The organism is Paenarthrobacter sp. OM7, from assembly GCF_029873575.1.
Classification (GTDB): Bacteria; Actinomycetota; Actinomycetes; order Actinomycetales; family Micrococcaceae; genus Arthrobacter.
This window is the reverse complement of sequence record NZ_CP123579.1, coordinates 3870764-3886681: the sequence shown is the minus strand read 5'-3', so window position 1 is coordinate 3886681 and position 15918 is coordinate 3870764. Positions and strand designations below refer to the sequence as shown.

The window sequence follows — 15918 nt, the reverse complement described above, 5'->3', positions numbered from 1 at the left end:
TGTGGTCTTTAGTGCTGGACGTCAGGTTTTCTACGAACGACGACGGCGGTCACGTCGTCTTCCGCTGTTTCGACCGGGGCCAACCCCAGCAAGGCCGCGCACACATCGTCCGACGTTTCCTCGCTCCGCGCTGCCTTCTCGACGTTCCGGATGAAGTCTTCGAGGGATGCGTGGGCGTCCAGTACGCCGTCGCTGACGATTACCAGCGTGTCGCCTGGTTCCAGCAGGAGCTCAGCGGCGGGCCAGTGCTGACCGTCGAGGATGCCCACCGGGGGCCCGGCGGACACAAGCCTCTGCGCTGCCCCCTCCGCCGGGATGTGCAGGGCAAGTCCGTGGCCAGCGTCGATGTAGCTGAACCTTCCGGAGGGAGCGTCCAGCCGCGCGTGGAACATCGTGGCGAAGGAGCCGGACTGGTCCAGGTCCGAGGTGATGGTGGCGCTGGCTGAGGCGAAGGCGGCGTCGATGGCCGGAGTGTCGGCCACTGAACGCATCACCGCACGGACGGTGGCTGCGATCAAGGCCGCGCCCATGCCCTTGCCCATGGCGTCCGCGAACGTCAGGTGCATGCCGTCGCGGGTCTGGTACCAGTCGTAGAAGTCCCCACCTACGCTGCGGGTGGGGCGGAAGGCGCCAGCGACGTCGTATCCTTCGAGGCGGACTGTTTCGCGCGGGAGGAGGCTCTTCTGCACCACTGCTGCGCGCTCGAGTTCGTCCGTTTGGCCGCTGTCCTCGGCCGGCGCGGCGGGCGTGCGGGCCCGGCGGAACAGCGCGCGGATACGGGCTTGAAGTTCCTTGGGACTGAAGGGCTTGTTGATGTAGTCGTCGGCGCCGATGTCCAGGCCGTTGAGCCTGTCAATCTCGTCTGCGCGTGCCGTGAGCATGAGGATGTAGGCGTCCGAGAATTCGCGGAGCCGGCGGCAGACTTCCATGCCGTCAATGTCCGGGAGATTCACGTCGAGGGTCACAAGTTCCGCGTTGGTATTGCGGACAGCCTCGACGCCGGACAGACCGTCAGGTGCTTCGGTCACCACAAAGTCGAGCTGCTCGAGGACCAGGACGATGAGTCCGCGGATGTCGGCATCATCTTCGACGACTACAGCGTGGCGCACGGGTGGGGAAGAGACCATGGCTCCATTAACTAATGCTGCTGGGTATTTGTCACGTTTAGTCACGACACATGAAACGCCCGCTCACAAAAGTGGGCGGGCGTTACATCTTTTGTTCAGTTATATGAGAGAGGGTTGCCCTCAAACACGCGGGAGGTGAGAGAGCGTCGCGCTCAAACACGCGGGAGGTGAGAGAGGGTTAGACGCCCAGCTCTTCCTTGAGCGCCTGGACGTGGCCCTGCGCAGAAACCTGGTACTGGGTGAGCTTCACGGTGCCTTCGCCGTCGAGGACAACGGTGGAGCGGACCAAGCCTTCGACGATTTCGCCGTCAACCAGCTTCTCGCCCCAAGCGCCGTAAGCGAGGGCCACTTTGTGGTCTTCGTCGGAGAGCAGCGGGAAGGTCAGGGCGAATTCACCGGTGAACTTCGCGAGGTCCTCTGGGCCGTCCGGGGAGATCCCGATGACGTCGTAGCCCTTGCCCTGGAGGCTGGCGAGGTTGTCGCGGAAATCGCAAGCCTCCGTGGTGCAGCCGGGGGTGGCTGCCTTCGGGTAGAAGTACACAATGACGTTGCGTCCGCGGTAGTCGGACAGCGAGACCTTGGTGCCGTCGGCGTCGAGAAGCGCGAAATCAGGTGCTTGCGTTCCGACGAGGAGTTTCTGGGTCATGGCGATCCTTTACATTCAACCGGTGTGCACCGGCGGTCATTTCAAACAACAGCGATCATTCAAAGAACGAAGTCAATGAAGTAGAACAGCGAAATCAGATGCTGTATTCCGCGGGTCCGCGCACTGTGGCATAAGGGCCCGGCACGAACTGGTAGCCGCCACCACGGACGGTGGCGACGGTGTGGCGGGCGGAGCCGAGCTTCCGCCGCACCCTTCCAACATAAACGTCGATCGACCGAAATGCCGCGCCGGGGAGGTCAAATGACTCCAGGAAGCGTTGCAATTCTTCACGACTGATGGCCCGTGAGCAGTTCACCACGAGGTAGCGGAGCAGCTTGTATTCCATGCCAGTAAAGGCCACGGGCTCGCCGTCCAGCAGCACTACTTCAGCGGCGAGGTCCACCGCAAGTTGGCTGCGGCGGCTCGCCAACGTTACGGGCTCGACGGCGGTGCTGCCGCCCGCTTCGGTGCGGTCGCCGCCGTCGGAAGCGGCATCCGAACGGGTCACCGAACGCGCCTCCGCGAGGGCATCGGCGAGCGAGAGAGAACCGTTGGTACCGGCGTCGGCGGCTTCCTGCGGAGTGCCGCCCCAGGAAGTGTCGCCGACGCCGGAGTGCTGTGCCCCGGTGGCGGGCCAGATGCGGACTTCCGCCTCCGGGGCAAGTTTCATGGCGCGGGCCAGCACAAGCCGTGCTGCCCGCTCCCAGACTTCAGGGTCGATCTCGTCGCCCTCGGCCGGGTTGACCCAGAGCGCCAGGCCGTGTGCGGTCATGCCGTTCCGGCGCGCGGCAGTTCCCCGCGACGGCGGCGGCCCGTAGGCATTGACTGCCATGGCGGTAGACCTAAACGTTGCCGCGGCGGAGCAGCTTGCCGCCGGGGTTCTGGCCGTCGATCGGGGTACCGCGCAGGTAGGTCTTGCGGACGACGCCGGCGAGCGGACGGCCGTCGTACGGCGTGATCGGGTTCTTGTGCTTGAGCTTGGTGACGTCCACAACGAAGGCCTCGTCGGGGGCGAAGATGGAGAAGTCGGCGTCGTAGCCCAGGGCGAGCTGGCCCTTGTTGTGCAGGCGGGCCAGGGCAGCGGGCTTCTCGGCCATCCAGGAGACGACCTGTTCCAGCGGGATGCCGCGGTGGCGGGCTTCGGTCCAGATCAGGGACAGGCCCAGCTGGAGCGAGGAGACGCCGCCCCATGCCACTGCGAAGTCGCCGTTTTCCAGGTCCTTGAGGTCCAGTGTGGAGGGGGAGTGGTCCGAAACGATGCAGTCGATGGTGCCGTCCTGCAAGCCCTTCCATAGGAGCTCGCGGTTGGAGGCCTCACGGATCGGCGGGCAGCACTTGTAGGCCGTGGCGCCGTCGGGGATTTCTTCGGCCATGAGCGTCAGGTAGTGCGGGCAGGTCTCAACGGTGAGGTTGACGCCGTCGCGCTTTGCCGAAGCGATCATGGGAAGCGCGTCGGAGGAGGAGAGGTGCAGGATGTGGGCGCGGGCGCCGGTCCAGCGGGCGCGTTCGATGACCTCGGCGATGGCCTTGTTCTCGGCGCCTCGGGGACGGGAAGCGAGGAAGGTTTCGTAGTGGTCGCCGCCCGGGTGCGGGGCGCGGTCGATCGCGTGGGAGTCCTCGGCATGGACGATCATGAGGGAGTCGAAGGACTTGAGTTCCTTCATGTCCTCTTCCATCTCGTCCGCGTCCAAGTGCGGGAACTCGTCCACGCCGGAGTGCAGGAGGAAGCACTTGAAGCCGAACACGCCTTCGTCGTGCAGCGGGCGGAGGTCGCTCTTGTTGCCCGGGATGGCACCGCCCCAGAATCCGACGTCCACGAAAGCCTGGTCCTTGGCGACCACACGCTTCTGCTCCAGGCCGTCCACGGTGGTGGTGGGCGGGATGCTGTTCAGCGGCATGTCGATGATGGTGGTCACGCCACCGGCAGCTGCGGCACGGGTGGCGGAGGCGAAGCCTTCCCACTCGGTGCGGCCGGGCTCGTTAACGTGGACGTGGGTGTCCACCAGGCCGGGGATCAGGGTTTCGTCGTCTGCGAGTTCGATGACCTCGTTGCCCGTCAGGCCGTTGCCCAGGGGTTCGATGGCGACGATGACGCCGTCGCGGATGCCAACTTCGCGGGCGGCGAGGCCGGCGGTGGTCAGGATGCGCTGGCCCCGGATAACGAGGTCATAGGCGCCGATTGCTTCAGACATTGAGGTACTCCTTGTTTTCGGTCCGTTCCGCCAGGTACACGCCTATGTGCTTACCTAATTGTTCAAGCAACGGACCTGCTTCAGCGATACATTTTTGGACATCTTTTTCCAGATCGGTCAGTGCATGGACCGTATGGAAGCCGGCATCCGTGAGTTGTTCCCGGCTCAGGGTACTCCGACCGCAGACTGCGATCACGGGAACCCCGTTCCTTTGTGCCGCCCGCGAGACGCCCATGGGGGTCTTGCCGAGCAGGCTTTGCTCGTCCAGGCTGCCTTCTCCAGTGATCACCAGGTCGGCACCCTTGAGCCTGCGCTCGAGTTCGGTGAATTCAAGCACGACGTCGATACCTGGCCGCCGCTCAGCCTTCAGTGCCGCGATGGCAATGTAACCAACGCCGCCTGCTGCTCCAGCGCCTTCTGCCTTGGCGGCGTACTTGGCATGCTGCCCGGTGGTGGCCGCGAGGACGTCGACGAAGTGGCTTGCCGCGGCATCCAGTTCGGTGACGTCATCCGGCGTCGCGCCCTTCTGCGGACCGAAGATGGCTGGGGCTCCGCTGGCCCCCAAAAGGGGATTGTCGACGTCGGACGCCAACACGAATTCCGTTGCCTCGACGCGGACGTCGAAGTTGGAGAAGTCGATGCTGTCGATGTCCGCGAGTGCGGCACCGCCGCCGGGGAGCTCGTTCCCATCCTTGTCCAGGAAGACAGCGCCGAGGCCTTGGAGGACTCCCGCGCCGGCGTCGGTGTTGGCGCTTCCGCCGACACCCAGGATGATCTTGCGGCAGCCGAGGTCCAGCGCGGCGCGGATGAGTTCGCCCGTGCCAATGCTGGTTGCGGTCTTTGCGGTTTCGCTCGTGGGGCCGTCCGGGAGGAGGGCGAGACCGGAAGCTGCCGCCATTTCGATGACAGCTTCCTGGTCCCGCACCGCGAAGTCGGCCTTCACTGGCTCGCCGAGTGGGCCGGTGACGGTGGTGGTCCGGCGGGTGAAGCCGGAGCCGATGGCGGCGTCGATGGTTCCTTCGCCGCCGTCGGCCACCGGAATGCGTGTTGCTTCAATGCCTTGGCCGAACCCCGCCTGCAGGCCTGTTGCCAGGTGCTTGGCGACGTCGGGCGCGGACAGCGAGCCCTTGAATTTGTCCGGGGCGATGACAACACGCATTCCGGTGCCTCCCTTCTTTACTTACTTACGCTTTGGTCAGGATCGCGGTGGGTGCGTCCGCCGCGGTTTCTGCCAGCTCTTCGAACTCGTTCACGCCGTTGATCTCAACGCCCATGGAGATGTTGGTGATCTTTTCCAGGATCACTTCAACCACCACGGGAACCTTGAACTCGCCCATCAATGCCTTGGCCTTGTCGAAGGCGGCAGGCAGATCGTTCGGGTCCTCAACGCGGATGGCCTTGACGCCCAAGCCCTCGGCAACTTTGATGTGGTCAACGCCGTAGCCGTTGGTCTCCGGGGAGTTGATGTTCTCGAAAGCCAGGGAAACGTTCTGCTCCATGTTGAAGCCGCGCTGGCTCTGACGGATCAGGCCCAGGTAACTGTTGTTCACCACAACGTGGATGTACGGCAGGTTGAACTGTGCGCCCACGGCCAGTTCTTCGATCATGAACTGGAAGTCGTAGTCACCGGACAGGGCAACAACGGTGGCGTCCGGGGTTCCACGAACAACGCCCAGGGCGGCGGGAGCGGTCCAACCCAGCGGGCCGGCCTGGCCTGCGTTGATCCACTTGCGGGCGCCGAACACGTGCAGCATCTGCGCGCCGGCGATCTGCGACAGGCCAATGGTGGACACGTAGGTGGTGTCGCGGCCGAAGGCCTTGTTCATTTCCTGGTACACGCGCTGCGGCTTGATGGGCACGTTGTCGAAGTTGGTCTTGCGGTGCAGGGAACCCTTGCGCTCCTGGCACTCGGCAACCCAACCCGAGTAGTCCGGGAGGGTCTTTGCAGCCTGGCGCTCGCGAGCCAGCTCCAACAGACCGTCCAGCGCCGCACCGGCGTCGGACGCAATGCCCAAGTCCGGCGAGAAAACGCGACCGATCTGCGTCGGCTCGATGTCGATGTGCACGAACTTACGGCCGGCCGTGTAGGTGTCCAGACCGCCGGTGTGGCGGTTGGCCCAACGGTTGCCGATGCCGATCACGAAGTCGCTCTGCAGGAACGTCTCGTTGCCGTAGCGGTGCGAGGTCTGCAGGCCAACCATTCCGGCCATCAGCTGGTGGTCGTCCGGGATGGCGCCCCAGCCCATCAAGGTGGGGATAACGGGAACGTTCAGGATCTCGGCCAGCTCAACCAGCTGTGCGGACGCGCCGGCGTTGATGATGCCGCCACCGGCAACGATCAGCGGGTGCTTGGCTGCGGTCAGCAGGTCCAGGGCCTTTTCCAGCTGCTTGCGGGAAGCCTTGGGCTTCTCGATGGGCAGGGGCTCGTAGGCGTCGATGTCGAACTCGATCTCGGCCATCTGAACGTCGATGGGCAGGTCCAACAGAACCGGGCCCGGACGACCCGAACGCATCAGCTGGAAGGCCTTCTGGAAGGCGCCCGGAACCTGGCCCGGCTCCAGGATGGTCATGGCGAACTTGGTCAACGGCTTGGCGATGGACTCGATGTCCACAGCCTGGAAGTCTTCCTTGTGCAGCTTGGCAACGGGTGCCTGACCGGTGATGCAGAGCATGGGGATCGAGTCTGCCTGGGCTGCGTACAGTCCGGTGATCATGTCCGTGCCCGCGGGGCCCGAGGTGCCGATGCAGATGCCGATGTTGCCATCAGCTGCGCGGCTGTAGCCGTCAGCCATGTGGCTGGCGCCTTCAACGTGGCGGGCCAGCGTGTGGCGGATGCCGCCGTGGGCACGCATTGCTGAGTAGAAAGGGTTGATCGCTGCGCCGGGCAGACCGAAAGCTTCGGTTGCGCCTTCCTTTTCCAGGATGGCTACGGCCGCATCAACGGTGCGCATCTTTGCCATGGTGTACTCCTTGTTTTTTGCCCTGACGGGCGAAGTCTGTGGTGTTTTTGGGTGTGGTGAGGGAGCCGCCGTCGTTTATGTACGACGGCGGGTTCCCTGCTGTTTGTTTCTTGGTGCCCTTTTGGGCTTACTTACGGCCGCTGAGCTGGAGGACCTGCTTGAAGAGGCCCGAATGGTCGAGGCCGCCGTCGCCCTGGTTGACGGTTGCGGCGACGAGCTGGGCGACGACTGCGCCGAGCGGGACAGCGACGTTGGCTTCGCGGGCTGCGGAGGTGACGATGCCCAGGTCCTTGTGGTGGAGGGCCAGGCGGAAGCCGGGGTCGAAGTTGCGGTCGAGCATCTTCTGACCCTTCTGGTCGAGGACCTTGGAGCCGGCCAAGCCGCCGCCGAGGACCTTCAGCGCTGCGTCGGTGTCTACGCCGTAGGCCTCAAGGAAGGCGATGGCCTCGCCGAGGACCTGAATGTTGACGGCTACGATCAGCTGGTTGGCTGCTTTGACGGTCTGGCCGGAGCCGGACGGGCCGACGTGGACGATGGTCTTGCCCACTGCGTTGAGGACGTCCTGTGCTGCGTCGAAGTCAGCCTTCTCGCCGCCGACCATGATGGACAGGACGGCGTCGATGGCGCCCTGCTCGCCACCGGATACGGGAGCGTCGAGCGGGCGGATGCCTGCTGCGACTGCATCTTCGGAGAGACGCTTGGCGACGTCCGGGCGGATGCTGGATGCGTCGATCCAGATGGTGCCCTTCTTCGCGTTGGCGAAGACGCCGTCCTTGCCGCTGACAACACCCTCAACATCGGGGGAGTCTGGGACCATGGTGATGACGACGTCGGCGTCCTTGACTGCGTCCGCGATGCTGGTGGCGCCCTGGCCGCCCTCGGAGACGAGCTTGTCGATCTTGTCCTGGCTGCGGTTGAAACCGGTGACCGTGTGGCCGGCCTTGACGAGGTTGATGGCCATGGGGAGGCCCATGATTCCGAGTCCGATGACTGCAACGTTGCTCATTGTGGTTCTCTTTCTGGGGAAGTCTGTGTGTGTTTTAACCCGGGTGTGCTTACCCAACTAGGTGACAGCAAGTGTCGTTTTGAGTGCTCAATGGAGCGTTTGCTGTTACCTAGTTGGGCGCTCCGTGCCTAGTTGGCGTTGGCGCGCTGGCGGATGGCCCAGCTGAAGGCCGATTCCTGCGGTTCCTTGTACTCCAGGCCGATGTAGCCGTCGTAGCCGAGTTCGCGGCTGCGGGCGATCCATTCGCCGAGGGGGAGCGTGCCGGTTCCGGGAGCTCCGCGGCCGGGGTTGTCGGCGATCTGGATGTGGCCGAAGTCCTTGGCGTGGTTCTCGATGACGGATTCGACGTCGTCGCCGTTGACTGCCAGGTGGTAGAAGTCGGCGAGGAGCTTGATGTTCTGTGCACCGGATTCTGCCTTGACGCGGGCGATGACCTTGAGTGTGTCTTCGGCGGTGAGGAGCGGGTACTTGGGTGCGCCGCTGACCGGCTCGAGGAGGACGGTGCCGCCGATGCGGGCGACGCCTTCCGCTGCTGCGGCGAGGTTCTTTGCTGCGAGTTCGTCCTGCTCTTCAGGGGTGAACTCGTCCTGGCGGTTGCCGTAGAGGGCGTTGAAGGCCTTGCAGCCGAGGCGCTCACCGATGCCTGCTACGACGTCGATGTTGTCCTTGAACTCGGAGCAACGTCCCTTCCAGGAGACGAGGCCGCGGTCGCCGCCGGGCATGTTGCCAGCGTTGAAGTTCAGGCCCGTGAGCTGAACGCCGGCGTCCTTGATGGCTGTTTCAAACTCTGTTGTCTCTTTGTCGGTGGGAACCGAAGTGGCGAAGGGCCACCAGAACTCGACGGCGTCAAAACCGGCTGCCTTCGCGGCGGCGGGGCGCTCGAGCAAGGGCAGCTCCGTCAGGAGGATGGAGCAGTTCACTGTGTACGTCATCGTAGGTCCTTCCGAGGAGGGGCTTTGATCTATCTTCCGTTGCTTGGCTGTTGCCTTAGTGCTTGGCTACAGTTTCCGCTTTGTGGAATTTAGATTCTGCTTTATGAAAAGTTTAGGGAAGGTGGGGGTGGGAGTCAAGGGGACTGCGAGACTCATGAATAGTGTTCGCGAAACGGGGTGCACGCCGCATTGAGAAACGCCCGAATTAACGGCCCGCTCCGGCACGGCGGTGATGATGAAGCATGGGCCTGTCGACCGGAACGCGTAGGGAAATCAAGAAGTCGTACACAGCCGATTACGCGAAGTCGTCGAAGAACGCAGGGTATTGGTTCTGGACGAACTGGTCGCCGTCACGAGCTGCTCCAGGCCAGACGTCCGGCGGACGCTTACAACAGCGCGCAAGCGCGAGCGCCCTGCGATGGCGATGTCCCTCGGATGAGTATTTAGCAGCGACCGTGGACTTGTTGGTGAACCCGACCCTAAGAGGCTGACCGGCTGTCAGGGTGCAGTTGATGTAGCTCTGGGGCCACGAGCTATCGGCTCCTCAAGCCCACCAAGGACGCGAACATACCCCAAGGGCTCTCCGCGACGAAGGCAGGGCTATGGGTGCGTAATTCGATCGCAGTCCGTAAAGCCTGCGACCAGCACGATCAGATCCATGGCCTCGTCGAGGCGGGCCTGGCCGTCCACTGCGGCCCTACCTTGGCCGGGGAATTCGCACGAACCCTGTCCGCCACGAACCTTGTCCGCCACGGACGTGTTCATAGGCTGGACCGAAAACGTCGCCGTCCGCAACGTGGCGCATGTGCTGACAAGAAGGACACCTACTACTTCACTCGTGCTCGGCCCTATAAGTCCGACGACAATGCCCACGTCGAGCAGATAAAGGCTGACGTCGTGCCCCGGCACGCGTTCCGCTACAGGTAACGACACAGCAGCTGATCACAAGCTCCTCACCGCCCTCCACGCCTTGGTCAGGATCCGCCCGAAACCTTTTCACCTCGACCACCAAAGCCATCGGCTCTCGCTCAAATAGGCACGGCAAAAAGACCAGGATCAATGACAAGCCAGCGACTCCTTACAACCGCGTCGGGGGCTTCGGGATCCCCACCGACGCCAAAGCGGCCGAACCCGCCGAACTCATTGAGACCACCAATCCGGCCGAACTCATCCGCTGCACCTCAGAATCCAAACCCGGAATATCATCCTCGCCGCGGCAAAACTCAGGCCGTGGAAGTCTCAATCACGCGAGCGGATACAGCTGAGGCACGCACAACACTTTCGTAAGCATCTTTACATCAGTGATCTCGCGGCGGGTGGGGAGGTGCGGTTGCCTCAATCAGGGGAATACGTCGCTAAGTGGCCGTGCTCCCATCGACTTTCCCGTTCCTGCAGCAGCACAAATGCGGTGCTTACCTGGTCAAGCCATCTCCAATATCTCGCTATCTTGATTGATTTCGTGCGAGTGGAGATAAGGTGATCGGACGGGAAGGAGACCATTTTGGTCCGAGTTAAACCTGAGCAGCAGCGTGCTCAGTTGGAGATGCAACGGCGTCAAGTCGATTTTGATACTTATGACGTCACGGTCGACGAGCTGCTTAGGCGGGTCTCGCGGGGAAGGATCGATATCGCGCCTATATACCAACGGCAGTTCAGGTGGCCGATTGGGCGCCAATCCAGATTGATCGAATCGGTCTTACTTGGGATCCCTGTTCCTCCCCTTTTCATGGCTACTAACACTCATGCAGCTTCCGGGAGCTCTTGGGAAGTGGTGGACGGTCTCCAGCGGCTATTGAGCTTGGTGAACTTTGCCGGAGACCCGGACGCTCGGGCAGCCGCTGGACTTTCCGGAAATCCAGCGAAACTAATCGAACTTGAAAAGCTGACCGACTTTGAAGGACTTTCTTTTCAAGACTTGCCTAAGGATATACAAACTGGACTCGAAGATCGACCAATGAAGGTCATTGTTCTCAATGACAAGAGTGATCTCCAAGTGAGATTTGATCTTTTTGAACGACTGAATACAGGTGGAATCGTACTCTCTGCCCATGAAATTCGACAGAGCGTTTATCGGGGCGAGTTTATCGATAAGCTCGCTCGGCTATCGCAAACTACGGACTTCACGAACTTCGTAGTACTCCCTGAGAGTCGCTGGAAGGACGGTACGCCCCAAGATTTCGTATTGAGGTTTTTTGCGTTTCTGAACGGATACTCTGCATTCAATCACTCGGTCCAAGACTTTCTAAACCACTATGCAGCTGATATGGTAGAGAAAGGACTTCGTGATGATGACATTGCTAGGTTCCATCGAACCTTTTCATTCTTAAGGCGCGCTTTCCCGGACGGGCTCAAAACGCGCAAAGGGGCGACGCCGGTGAACCTGTTTGAAGCAGTTACGGTCGGTGCTGCTTTGGCATTGGATAGACATCCATCTCTAGGGGCCACCGCTAATCCTACTTGGATTGCATCGGAAGAGCTGCGCTCATTCACGACGGGTGCCACTAACAGTAGGCCTCGTGTGAAGGGGCGCATTGAATACTGTCGCGATAAATTTCTGGAAGCTAATGCTTGATCTCTCACTTCATCGATCTGATCTTGAAGTTAGACTCATGTCGGCGAGAAATTTGGTCATTGCGGGAGAGGCTACGGCAGGTACTCCTCAGGATATCTCTAGAGAGACACGCGGCCTAGCCATAGTTCTGGTTTTTGCTGCCTATGAGAATCTAATAAAGAAAGTCACCACCTCAGTTTTGGAGGAAGTGGCTTCCTCGCGGGCAAGAAATCGTAGGCTTAAGCCCGGGTTTAAGGTTGTCGCAGCAAGTAGCAAGCTCCAGGGTCTATTTGACTTGAGTCGAAAGCATCTGTGGACAGGCAGAGGCCTTGAACTCATGGACTTAGTGACATCAACGACGGAGTTGAGTATTCAAACTACTATTTTTCCCTCGGACGGCTCCTATATGAAACGGAGTCAAGTCTCCACAATATGTGAGCTCTTTCATCTGGGGGATCCGTCCGTTGCATTGGGTGGAACGTGGGACGATATAAATGGCGTAGTTCGACAGCGGAATGCTATAGCGCATGGTGAACAAAGAGCGGATGAGGTAGGAAGAAACTATTCTTTCAACGAAATTCTCGTTCTTGTTGAGAATTGGGAGAACTCGTGGAAGGCCTTCACAAAGTGGATTGAAACACAGTGCGTGACATCGGATTTCTATCTTCTTCCTAGATAATCAGAACTATCGTAACTAGGTCCGACTATCTGACAGTGCGCAAGAGCAATGATGGCCACTCATAAATTGCGTTATCAGAATGGGCCTGCTTAGACGCAACACCGAAGACTGGAGGATGTGTTTCATTTTACATTGTGTTAATCGCTGAGGCGCCATCGACACAACAGGGCGAGCCACCGATACCTGTATGAGTTAGTCTTAAATGCTTCCCATCGAGGCAGGTAATCCATCGAACATTCTATCGCCGTAGAATTAGGCACCTCCACACTCACTACTTCGGCCTGTTGCCGCGCACGCCTCCCTTCTGCATGTACTAGCAGGCGAGGAACCGAGGTGCGACTGTGCTCAGGGGTGGGTGCGGGCGTTGCGGCCGACGTGAACAGGAGCAACAAGCGAGCGCCTAGTTGCTTGTCCTTGGTAAAACCCAACGATCAAGTCAATGAATGGCGGCCGAATACGAGTGCTGAGAGAGAACGCGCCAGGCAGAGTAGCCTGGGGCCATCGACTCTCCTTAGTCCGAGTATGAATGCTTCATCGCTTGCGAGCGGTATATTGGCCCTAGGGTTGTACTACTGAGGGAGCCACAAATGACGGGCATTGTAGAGGCAGTCGCAGTCAAAGCGATAGAAGCCGCAATTACCGCTGCCGGAAAGAAAACCGGCCAGAGGTTATGGGCAGGAATCAACCCATTTGCTAAACGCAATAAAAAGAAGGCTGAGACGCTCTCCCGCCTAATGCGGTCGCTTGACTTTACTGATAGGGTTTCGCTTATCGGTGTTCTCGATGATCTTCCAGACGGCATCACACTTCAAAGTGTGGAGAGGGTGCTGACTTCTCTCCCAATGAAAAGTATTGTTCAGGAACTCATCTCAGCAAATCTTGTTAGTGTTTCTCCGGAACGTCTGAGTACTGTGCATGAGAACTTTCATCTCGTGATGTCACAGCAACTCCCATCGGCTGAAAAGGCAGGTGTGTCGCGACTATCAGACGCGGTACTCGAAAGGATTGAGATCGCAATCAATCGAGTGCTCGACGAATTCAAACAAGTCGACGCCGGTGGGTTCGATCAGTTGCAAACAGTAGCCGCTACCGGCCTCGTCGACGCCACTTTACGCGCGACTGATCGCCATAATTCGCTACTGAACCACTACCAATCAGCCGAAAATATTAAGCGCTTGTCCACGTGGATACAGGACTATCGGCATCAAGCAGGGTCTGCTCACGGATACATCACCCCGCCAGACTTAGAGCGCAAGCGCAAGATCTCAATGGACTCACTCTACGTCCCTCCATCGATACATCCTTTGAATCCCGCGCAAGACTATGGGGAACTCGCTATGGAGGAGTTCTCGGGCACGATAGATCGGACTGTCCTTCTGGGAGATCCTGGTGGAGGAAAGTCCACGGCTGCCAGCCATATTGCCTACACTTACTCCAAGGATGAAGAGGCGCGACTGCCATTCATTGTCGTTCTTCGCGATTATGCAAAAGATAACGACATTGAAAAGTCCATTGCCACTTACATTGAGGAGCGTTGCAGTACCTTCTATCAGTGCAAACCGCCTGAGGGAGCTATTGAGCATCTTCTCCTAAATGGCGAGGCTCTAATAATCTTTGATGGACTTGATGAGCTTATTGATACTTCAAAACGCCGCGAAGTAACGCAGCGTGTGGAGTTGTTTTCCGAGCGGTACCCATTGTCTGCGGCACTTGTTACATCGCGGCGGGTGGGCTATGAGTTGGCGCAATTGGATCCAAGGGTATTTAGTACTTTTGTCTTGGGTGGATTTGATGCTGAAAATGTGAAGCTCTATGTTCAGAAGTGGTTCAGCAGTGTTGAAGAACTGGAGGGAGAGGAACTCGATTCTGCATGCGTAAACTTCGTTGAAGAAAGTTCAGGGGTTCCAGATCTGACGTCCACGCCTTTGATGTTAGCTTTAATGTGCATAATCTATCTTGGCCAAGGTTACATACCGAAGAATCGGCCGGCCGTCTATGAGAGCTGCGCTTTGCTTCTATTCCAACGATGGGATAAAGACAGAAAGATCTTTGTGGAGCTACGCGCAGCAAATGAAGTCGACTCAGCTATTAAGCATCTAGCCTATTGGATGTTGACCGACCAGGCTGGGGCGGAGGCCGTAACCGAGTCGGAGCTGGTTACAGAAACCACGGAATTTCTGAACAGTGCGTTTGAGGATCCCCGCGAGAGGAAGCTTGCAGCTGAGGAATTTGTGGAGTTCTGTCGTAACCGTGCTTGGGTCTTGACGGCAGCAGGTACGACTGAGGATGGTGAGGGGCTCTTCAAATTTACACACCGAACATTTATGGAATACTTTGCTGCCTTCGAGCTCACGCGCATAACGGACGGGCCTTCTGAAGTGGCTAAGGTTCTTCTTCCTCACATTGCCAAGCAGGAGTGGGATGTCGTTGGTCAGTTGGCAGTTCAGATCAGCAATAAGCACTCGAAAAATGGCGCTGCGCGCATATTTGAGGCCTTCCTCAGCGACAAGCGAAAGCGAAGTGATGTTAGTCGAGACAGCATCAACGGTTTTATGTGGCGGTGCCTCTCATTTATGCCGGTTGGATCCAAGTTGGTGCGTCGCCTTGTTGATGCGTCCCTAGAGTCTTCCTACAATTCGCAACTTGCCGATCGTTCAAAAGTCGGCAGCCATACGGCTTCTATATTTCGGGTTGTAGGTGTGCTGCCCGATGTTAGAAGTATTGTCGCTGACGCTCTGATGGAAGGGATTCTGCGACAAGCGGTTGAAGGCGACGAGGGGCGGAAAGCTTTTTCTCGACTCTTTTTAGCTTCATGGCAGATAGTTAGCGACAGGGTTGGTGCTCATGGTACTCCCTCCGCCGAATGGTGGATGAATTGGTATGAAGATCGTTTTCTTGAGCACCGGGCGTTGCTTCTGCAAGAGGGTCCTTGGGAGAAGGATATCTGGCGGATAGCTCTCCTCCATGGCCATATTGAAATGGACGAATTTCTCGAGAAATCGAAAACCTGGCCAGGGCGACTCTTTGATCCGCTTTTCGAGAGTCAATCAACTCCGTTCTACGGGAGTTCGTACCTGGATTGGACATCGGCCGTCCTCGGCAGCGAGAGATGGACGAAAGACCCTGAGAACAAGCCATGGCGTTTAGAGCAACTTCGTCAACTAGGCAAATCCGTTGTCCCCGTGGCGGACACGCCTTGGCTAGACGCTTCATCGGTGAAGGATGCCTGGGTGCACATGTGGGTGTGGGGGTTAGGGACGGAGCAGTTTGTGGATGATGAGGACGTTAACTGGGCTCTGTGGGCGCTTCTCTGCGCCATGCTCGAGATAAAGCAGCATCTAAAAGCAGGAGGGCATGGCGCATCAGAACGCCGGGACGATTTTACCGATGAACTCATGCACTACCGGTCTTCTGCTGTTTCCCCCCCTTCTGATTTTTTTGAAGGGGGAATGTTTTCGCGATTTGCGGGTGACCGTCAGGCTTTCAGAGACGCATGGGCTCGTGGAAGCGTAAGTGTTCTTGAGACATCTTCCCGCGAAGGGTGAAGCAGATCGGCACCATGCAAGGTCCCCGTTCAATTTGCTTTCCTCAAAGTCAGCTAGCGTTCAAGGGGTGCCGTATAGCAGGGCGGCGTTGTTCTTGGAGGGTGCTTTGCGACGACTCTTATGAACTTGACTCTACAATGTTTTGTGGTTGCTACTGAGCTGCTTCGGATGGCGGTTTTGCTGCCTCATACTCCGTGGCAATTCTCTTGACATTTGAGCGAGATTCATCGCGCACAGATTTATTGCAGGCAGGAAACATGCTCTTTTGTCGGTTCAATGT

The 15918-nt window shown here is 59.0% G+C and carries 12 protein-coding genes; 4 read left to right on the top strand and 8 right to left on the bottom strand.

The features are described 5' to 3' along the window. Window positions 1-8: 8 nt before the first annotated feature. The 8 genes from QEH68_RS17880 to QEH68_RS17845 form a co-directional block, all read right to left on the bottom strand. Window positions 9-1127, bottom strand: a complete 1119-nt coding sequence (locus tag QEH68_RS17880) for a SpoIIE family protein phosphatase (protein WP_280623790.1) — start codon at window positions 1125-1127, stop codon at window positions 9-11. A 178-nt stretch (window positions 1128-1305) separates the two neighbouring features. Continuing rightward, window positions 1306-1773: a thioredoxin-dependent thiol peroxidase gene (gene bcp / locus QEH68_RS17875; RefSeq protein ID WP_089596279.1), complete on the bottom strand. Its 468-nt coding sequence runs from the start codon at window positions 1771-1773 to the stop codon at window positions 1306-1308. A 94-nt stretch (window positions 1774-1867) separates the two neighbouring features. Beyond that, window positions 1868-2605: a winged helix-turn-helix domain-containing protein gene (locus QEH68_RS17870; protein WP_280623785.1), complete on the bottom strand. Its 738-nt coding sequence runs from the start codon at window positions 2603-2605 to the stop codon at window positions 1868-1870. Between the two features lie 10 nt (window positions 2606-2615). Continuing rightward, a complete protein-coding gene (gene allB, locus QEH68_RS17865) occupies window positions 2616-3965 on the bottom strand; it encodes an allantoinase AllB (RefSeq protein ID WP_091324862.1) in 1350 nt (449 codons plus the stop codon). Next, window positions 3958-5124, bottom strand: coding sequence for a glycerate kinase (locus tag QEH68_RS17860; protein ID WP_280623776.1), 1167 nt, complete (start codon window positions 5122-5124; stop codon window positions 3958-3960). The genes allB and QEH68_RS17860 overlap by 8 nt, the downstream gene beginning before the upstream one ends. Window positions 5125-5149: 25 nt before the next feature. After that, window positions 5150-6925, bottom strand: a complete 1776-nt coding sequence (gcl, locus tag QEH68_RS17855; protein ID WP_141280790.1) for a glyoxylate carboligase — start codon at window positions 6923-6925, stop codon at window positions 5150-5152. 127 nt (window positions 6926-7052) lie between these two features. Further along, on the bottom strand, window positions 7053-7931 hold the full coding sequence (locus tag QEH68_RS17850) for a 2-hydroxy-3-oxopropionate reductase (RefSeq protein WP_280623773.1): 879 nt from the start codon (window positions 7929-7931) through the stop codon (window positions 7053-7055). A 128-nt stretch (window positions 7932-8059) separates the two neighbouring features. Next, window positions 8060-8863, bottom strand: a complete 804-nt coding sequence (locus tag QEH68_RS17845) for a TIM barrel protein (protein WP_280623771.1) — start codon at window positions 8861-8863, stop codon at window positions 8060-8062. Window positions 8864-9469: 606 nt separating this feature from the next. Here QEH68_RS17845 and QEH68_RS17840 point away from each other — a divergent pair. The 4 genes from QEH68_RS17840 (at window position 9470) to QEH68_RS17825 (ending at window position 15638) form a co-directional block, all read left to right on the top strand. Further along, on the top strand, window positions 9470-9790 hold the full coding sequence (locus tag QEH68_RS17840) for a hypothetical protein (protein ID WP_280623769.1): 321 nt from the start codon (window positions 9470-9472) through the stop codon (window positions 9788-9790). Window positions 9791-10406: 616 nt separating this feature from the next. Next, window positions 10407-11435: a DUF262 domain-containing protein gene (locus tag QEH68_RS17835; RefSeq protein ID WP_280628039.1), complete on the top strand. Its 1029-nt coding sequence runs from the start codon at window positions 10407-10409 to the stop codon at window positions 11433-11435. After that, a complete protein-coding gene (locus QEH68_RS17830) occupies window positions 11428-12093 on the top strand; it encodes an MAE_28990/MAE_18760 family HEPN-like nuclease (protein WP_280623768.1) in 666 nt (221 codons plus the stop codon). The genes QEH68_RS17835 and QEH68_RS17830 overlap by 8 nt, the downstream gene beginning before the upstream one ends. 587 nt (window positions 12094-12680) lie before the next feature. Then, window positions 12681-15638: an NACHT domain-containing protein gene (locus tag QEH68_RS17825; RefSeq protein ID WP_280623765.1), complete on the top strand. Its 2958-nt coding sequence runs from the start codon at window positions 12681-12683 to the stop codon at window positions 15636-15638. Window positions 15639-15918: the final 280 nt, after the last annotated feature.

What these genes read in the sequence shown, in the direction of transcription:
- QEH68_RS17845 (WP_280623771.1), bottom strand. Translation starts at nt 8,863, where the DNA reads ATGACGTACACAGTGAACTGCTCCATCCTCCTGACGGAGCTGCCCTTG.
- QEH68_RS17870 (WP_280623785.1), bottom strand. Translation starts at nt 2,605, where the DNA reads ATGGCAGTCAATGCCTACGGGCCGCCGCCGTCGCGGGGAACTGCCGCG.
- bcp (WP_089596279.1), bottom strand. Translation starts at nt 1,773, where the DNA reads ATGACCCAGAAACTCCTCGTCGGAACGCAAGCACCTGATTTCGCGCTT.
- gcl (WP_141280790.1), bottom strand. Translation starts at nt 6,925, where the DNA reads ATGGCAAAGATGCGCACCGTTGATGCGGCCGTAGCCATCCTGGAAAAG.
- QEH68_RS17850 (WP_280623773.1), bottom strand. Translation starts at nt 7,931, where the DNA reads ATGAGCAACGTTGCAGTCATCGGACTCGGAATCATGGGCCTCCCCATG.
- QEH68_RS17880 (WP_280623790.1), bottom strand. Translation starts at nt 1,127, where the DNA reads ATGGTCTCTTCCCCACCCGTGCGCCACGCTGTAGTCGTCGAAGATGAT.
- QEH68_RS17860 (WP_280623776.1), bottom strand. Translation starts at nt 5,124, where the DNA reads ATGCGTGTTGTCATCGCCCCGGACAAATTCAAGGGCTCGCTGTCCGCG.
- QEH68_RS17825 (WP_280623765.1), top strand. Translation starts at nt 12,681, where the DNA reads ATGACGGGCATTGTAGAGGCAGTCGCAGTCAAAGCGATAGAAGCCGCA.
- QEH68_RS17830 (WP_280623768.1), top strand. Translation starts at nt 11,428, where the DNA reads ATGCTTGATCTCTCACTTCATCGATCTGATCTTGAAGTTAGACTCATG.
- QEH68_RS17835 (WP_280628039.1), top strand. Translation starts at nt 10,407, where the DNA reads ATGCAACGGCGTCAAGTCGATTTTGATACTTATGACGTCACGGTCGAC.
- allB (WP_091324862.1), bottom strand. Translation starts at nt 3,965, where the DNA reads ATGTCTGAAGCAATCGGCGCCTATGACCTCGTTATCCGGGGCCAGCGC.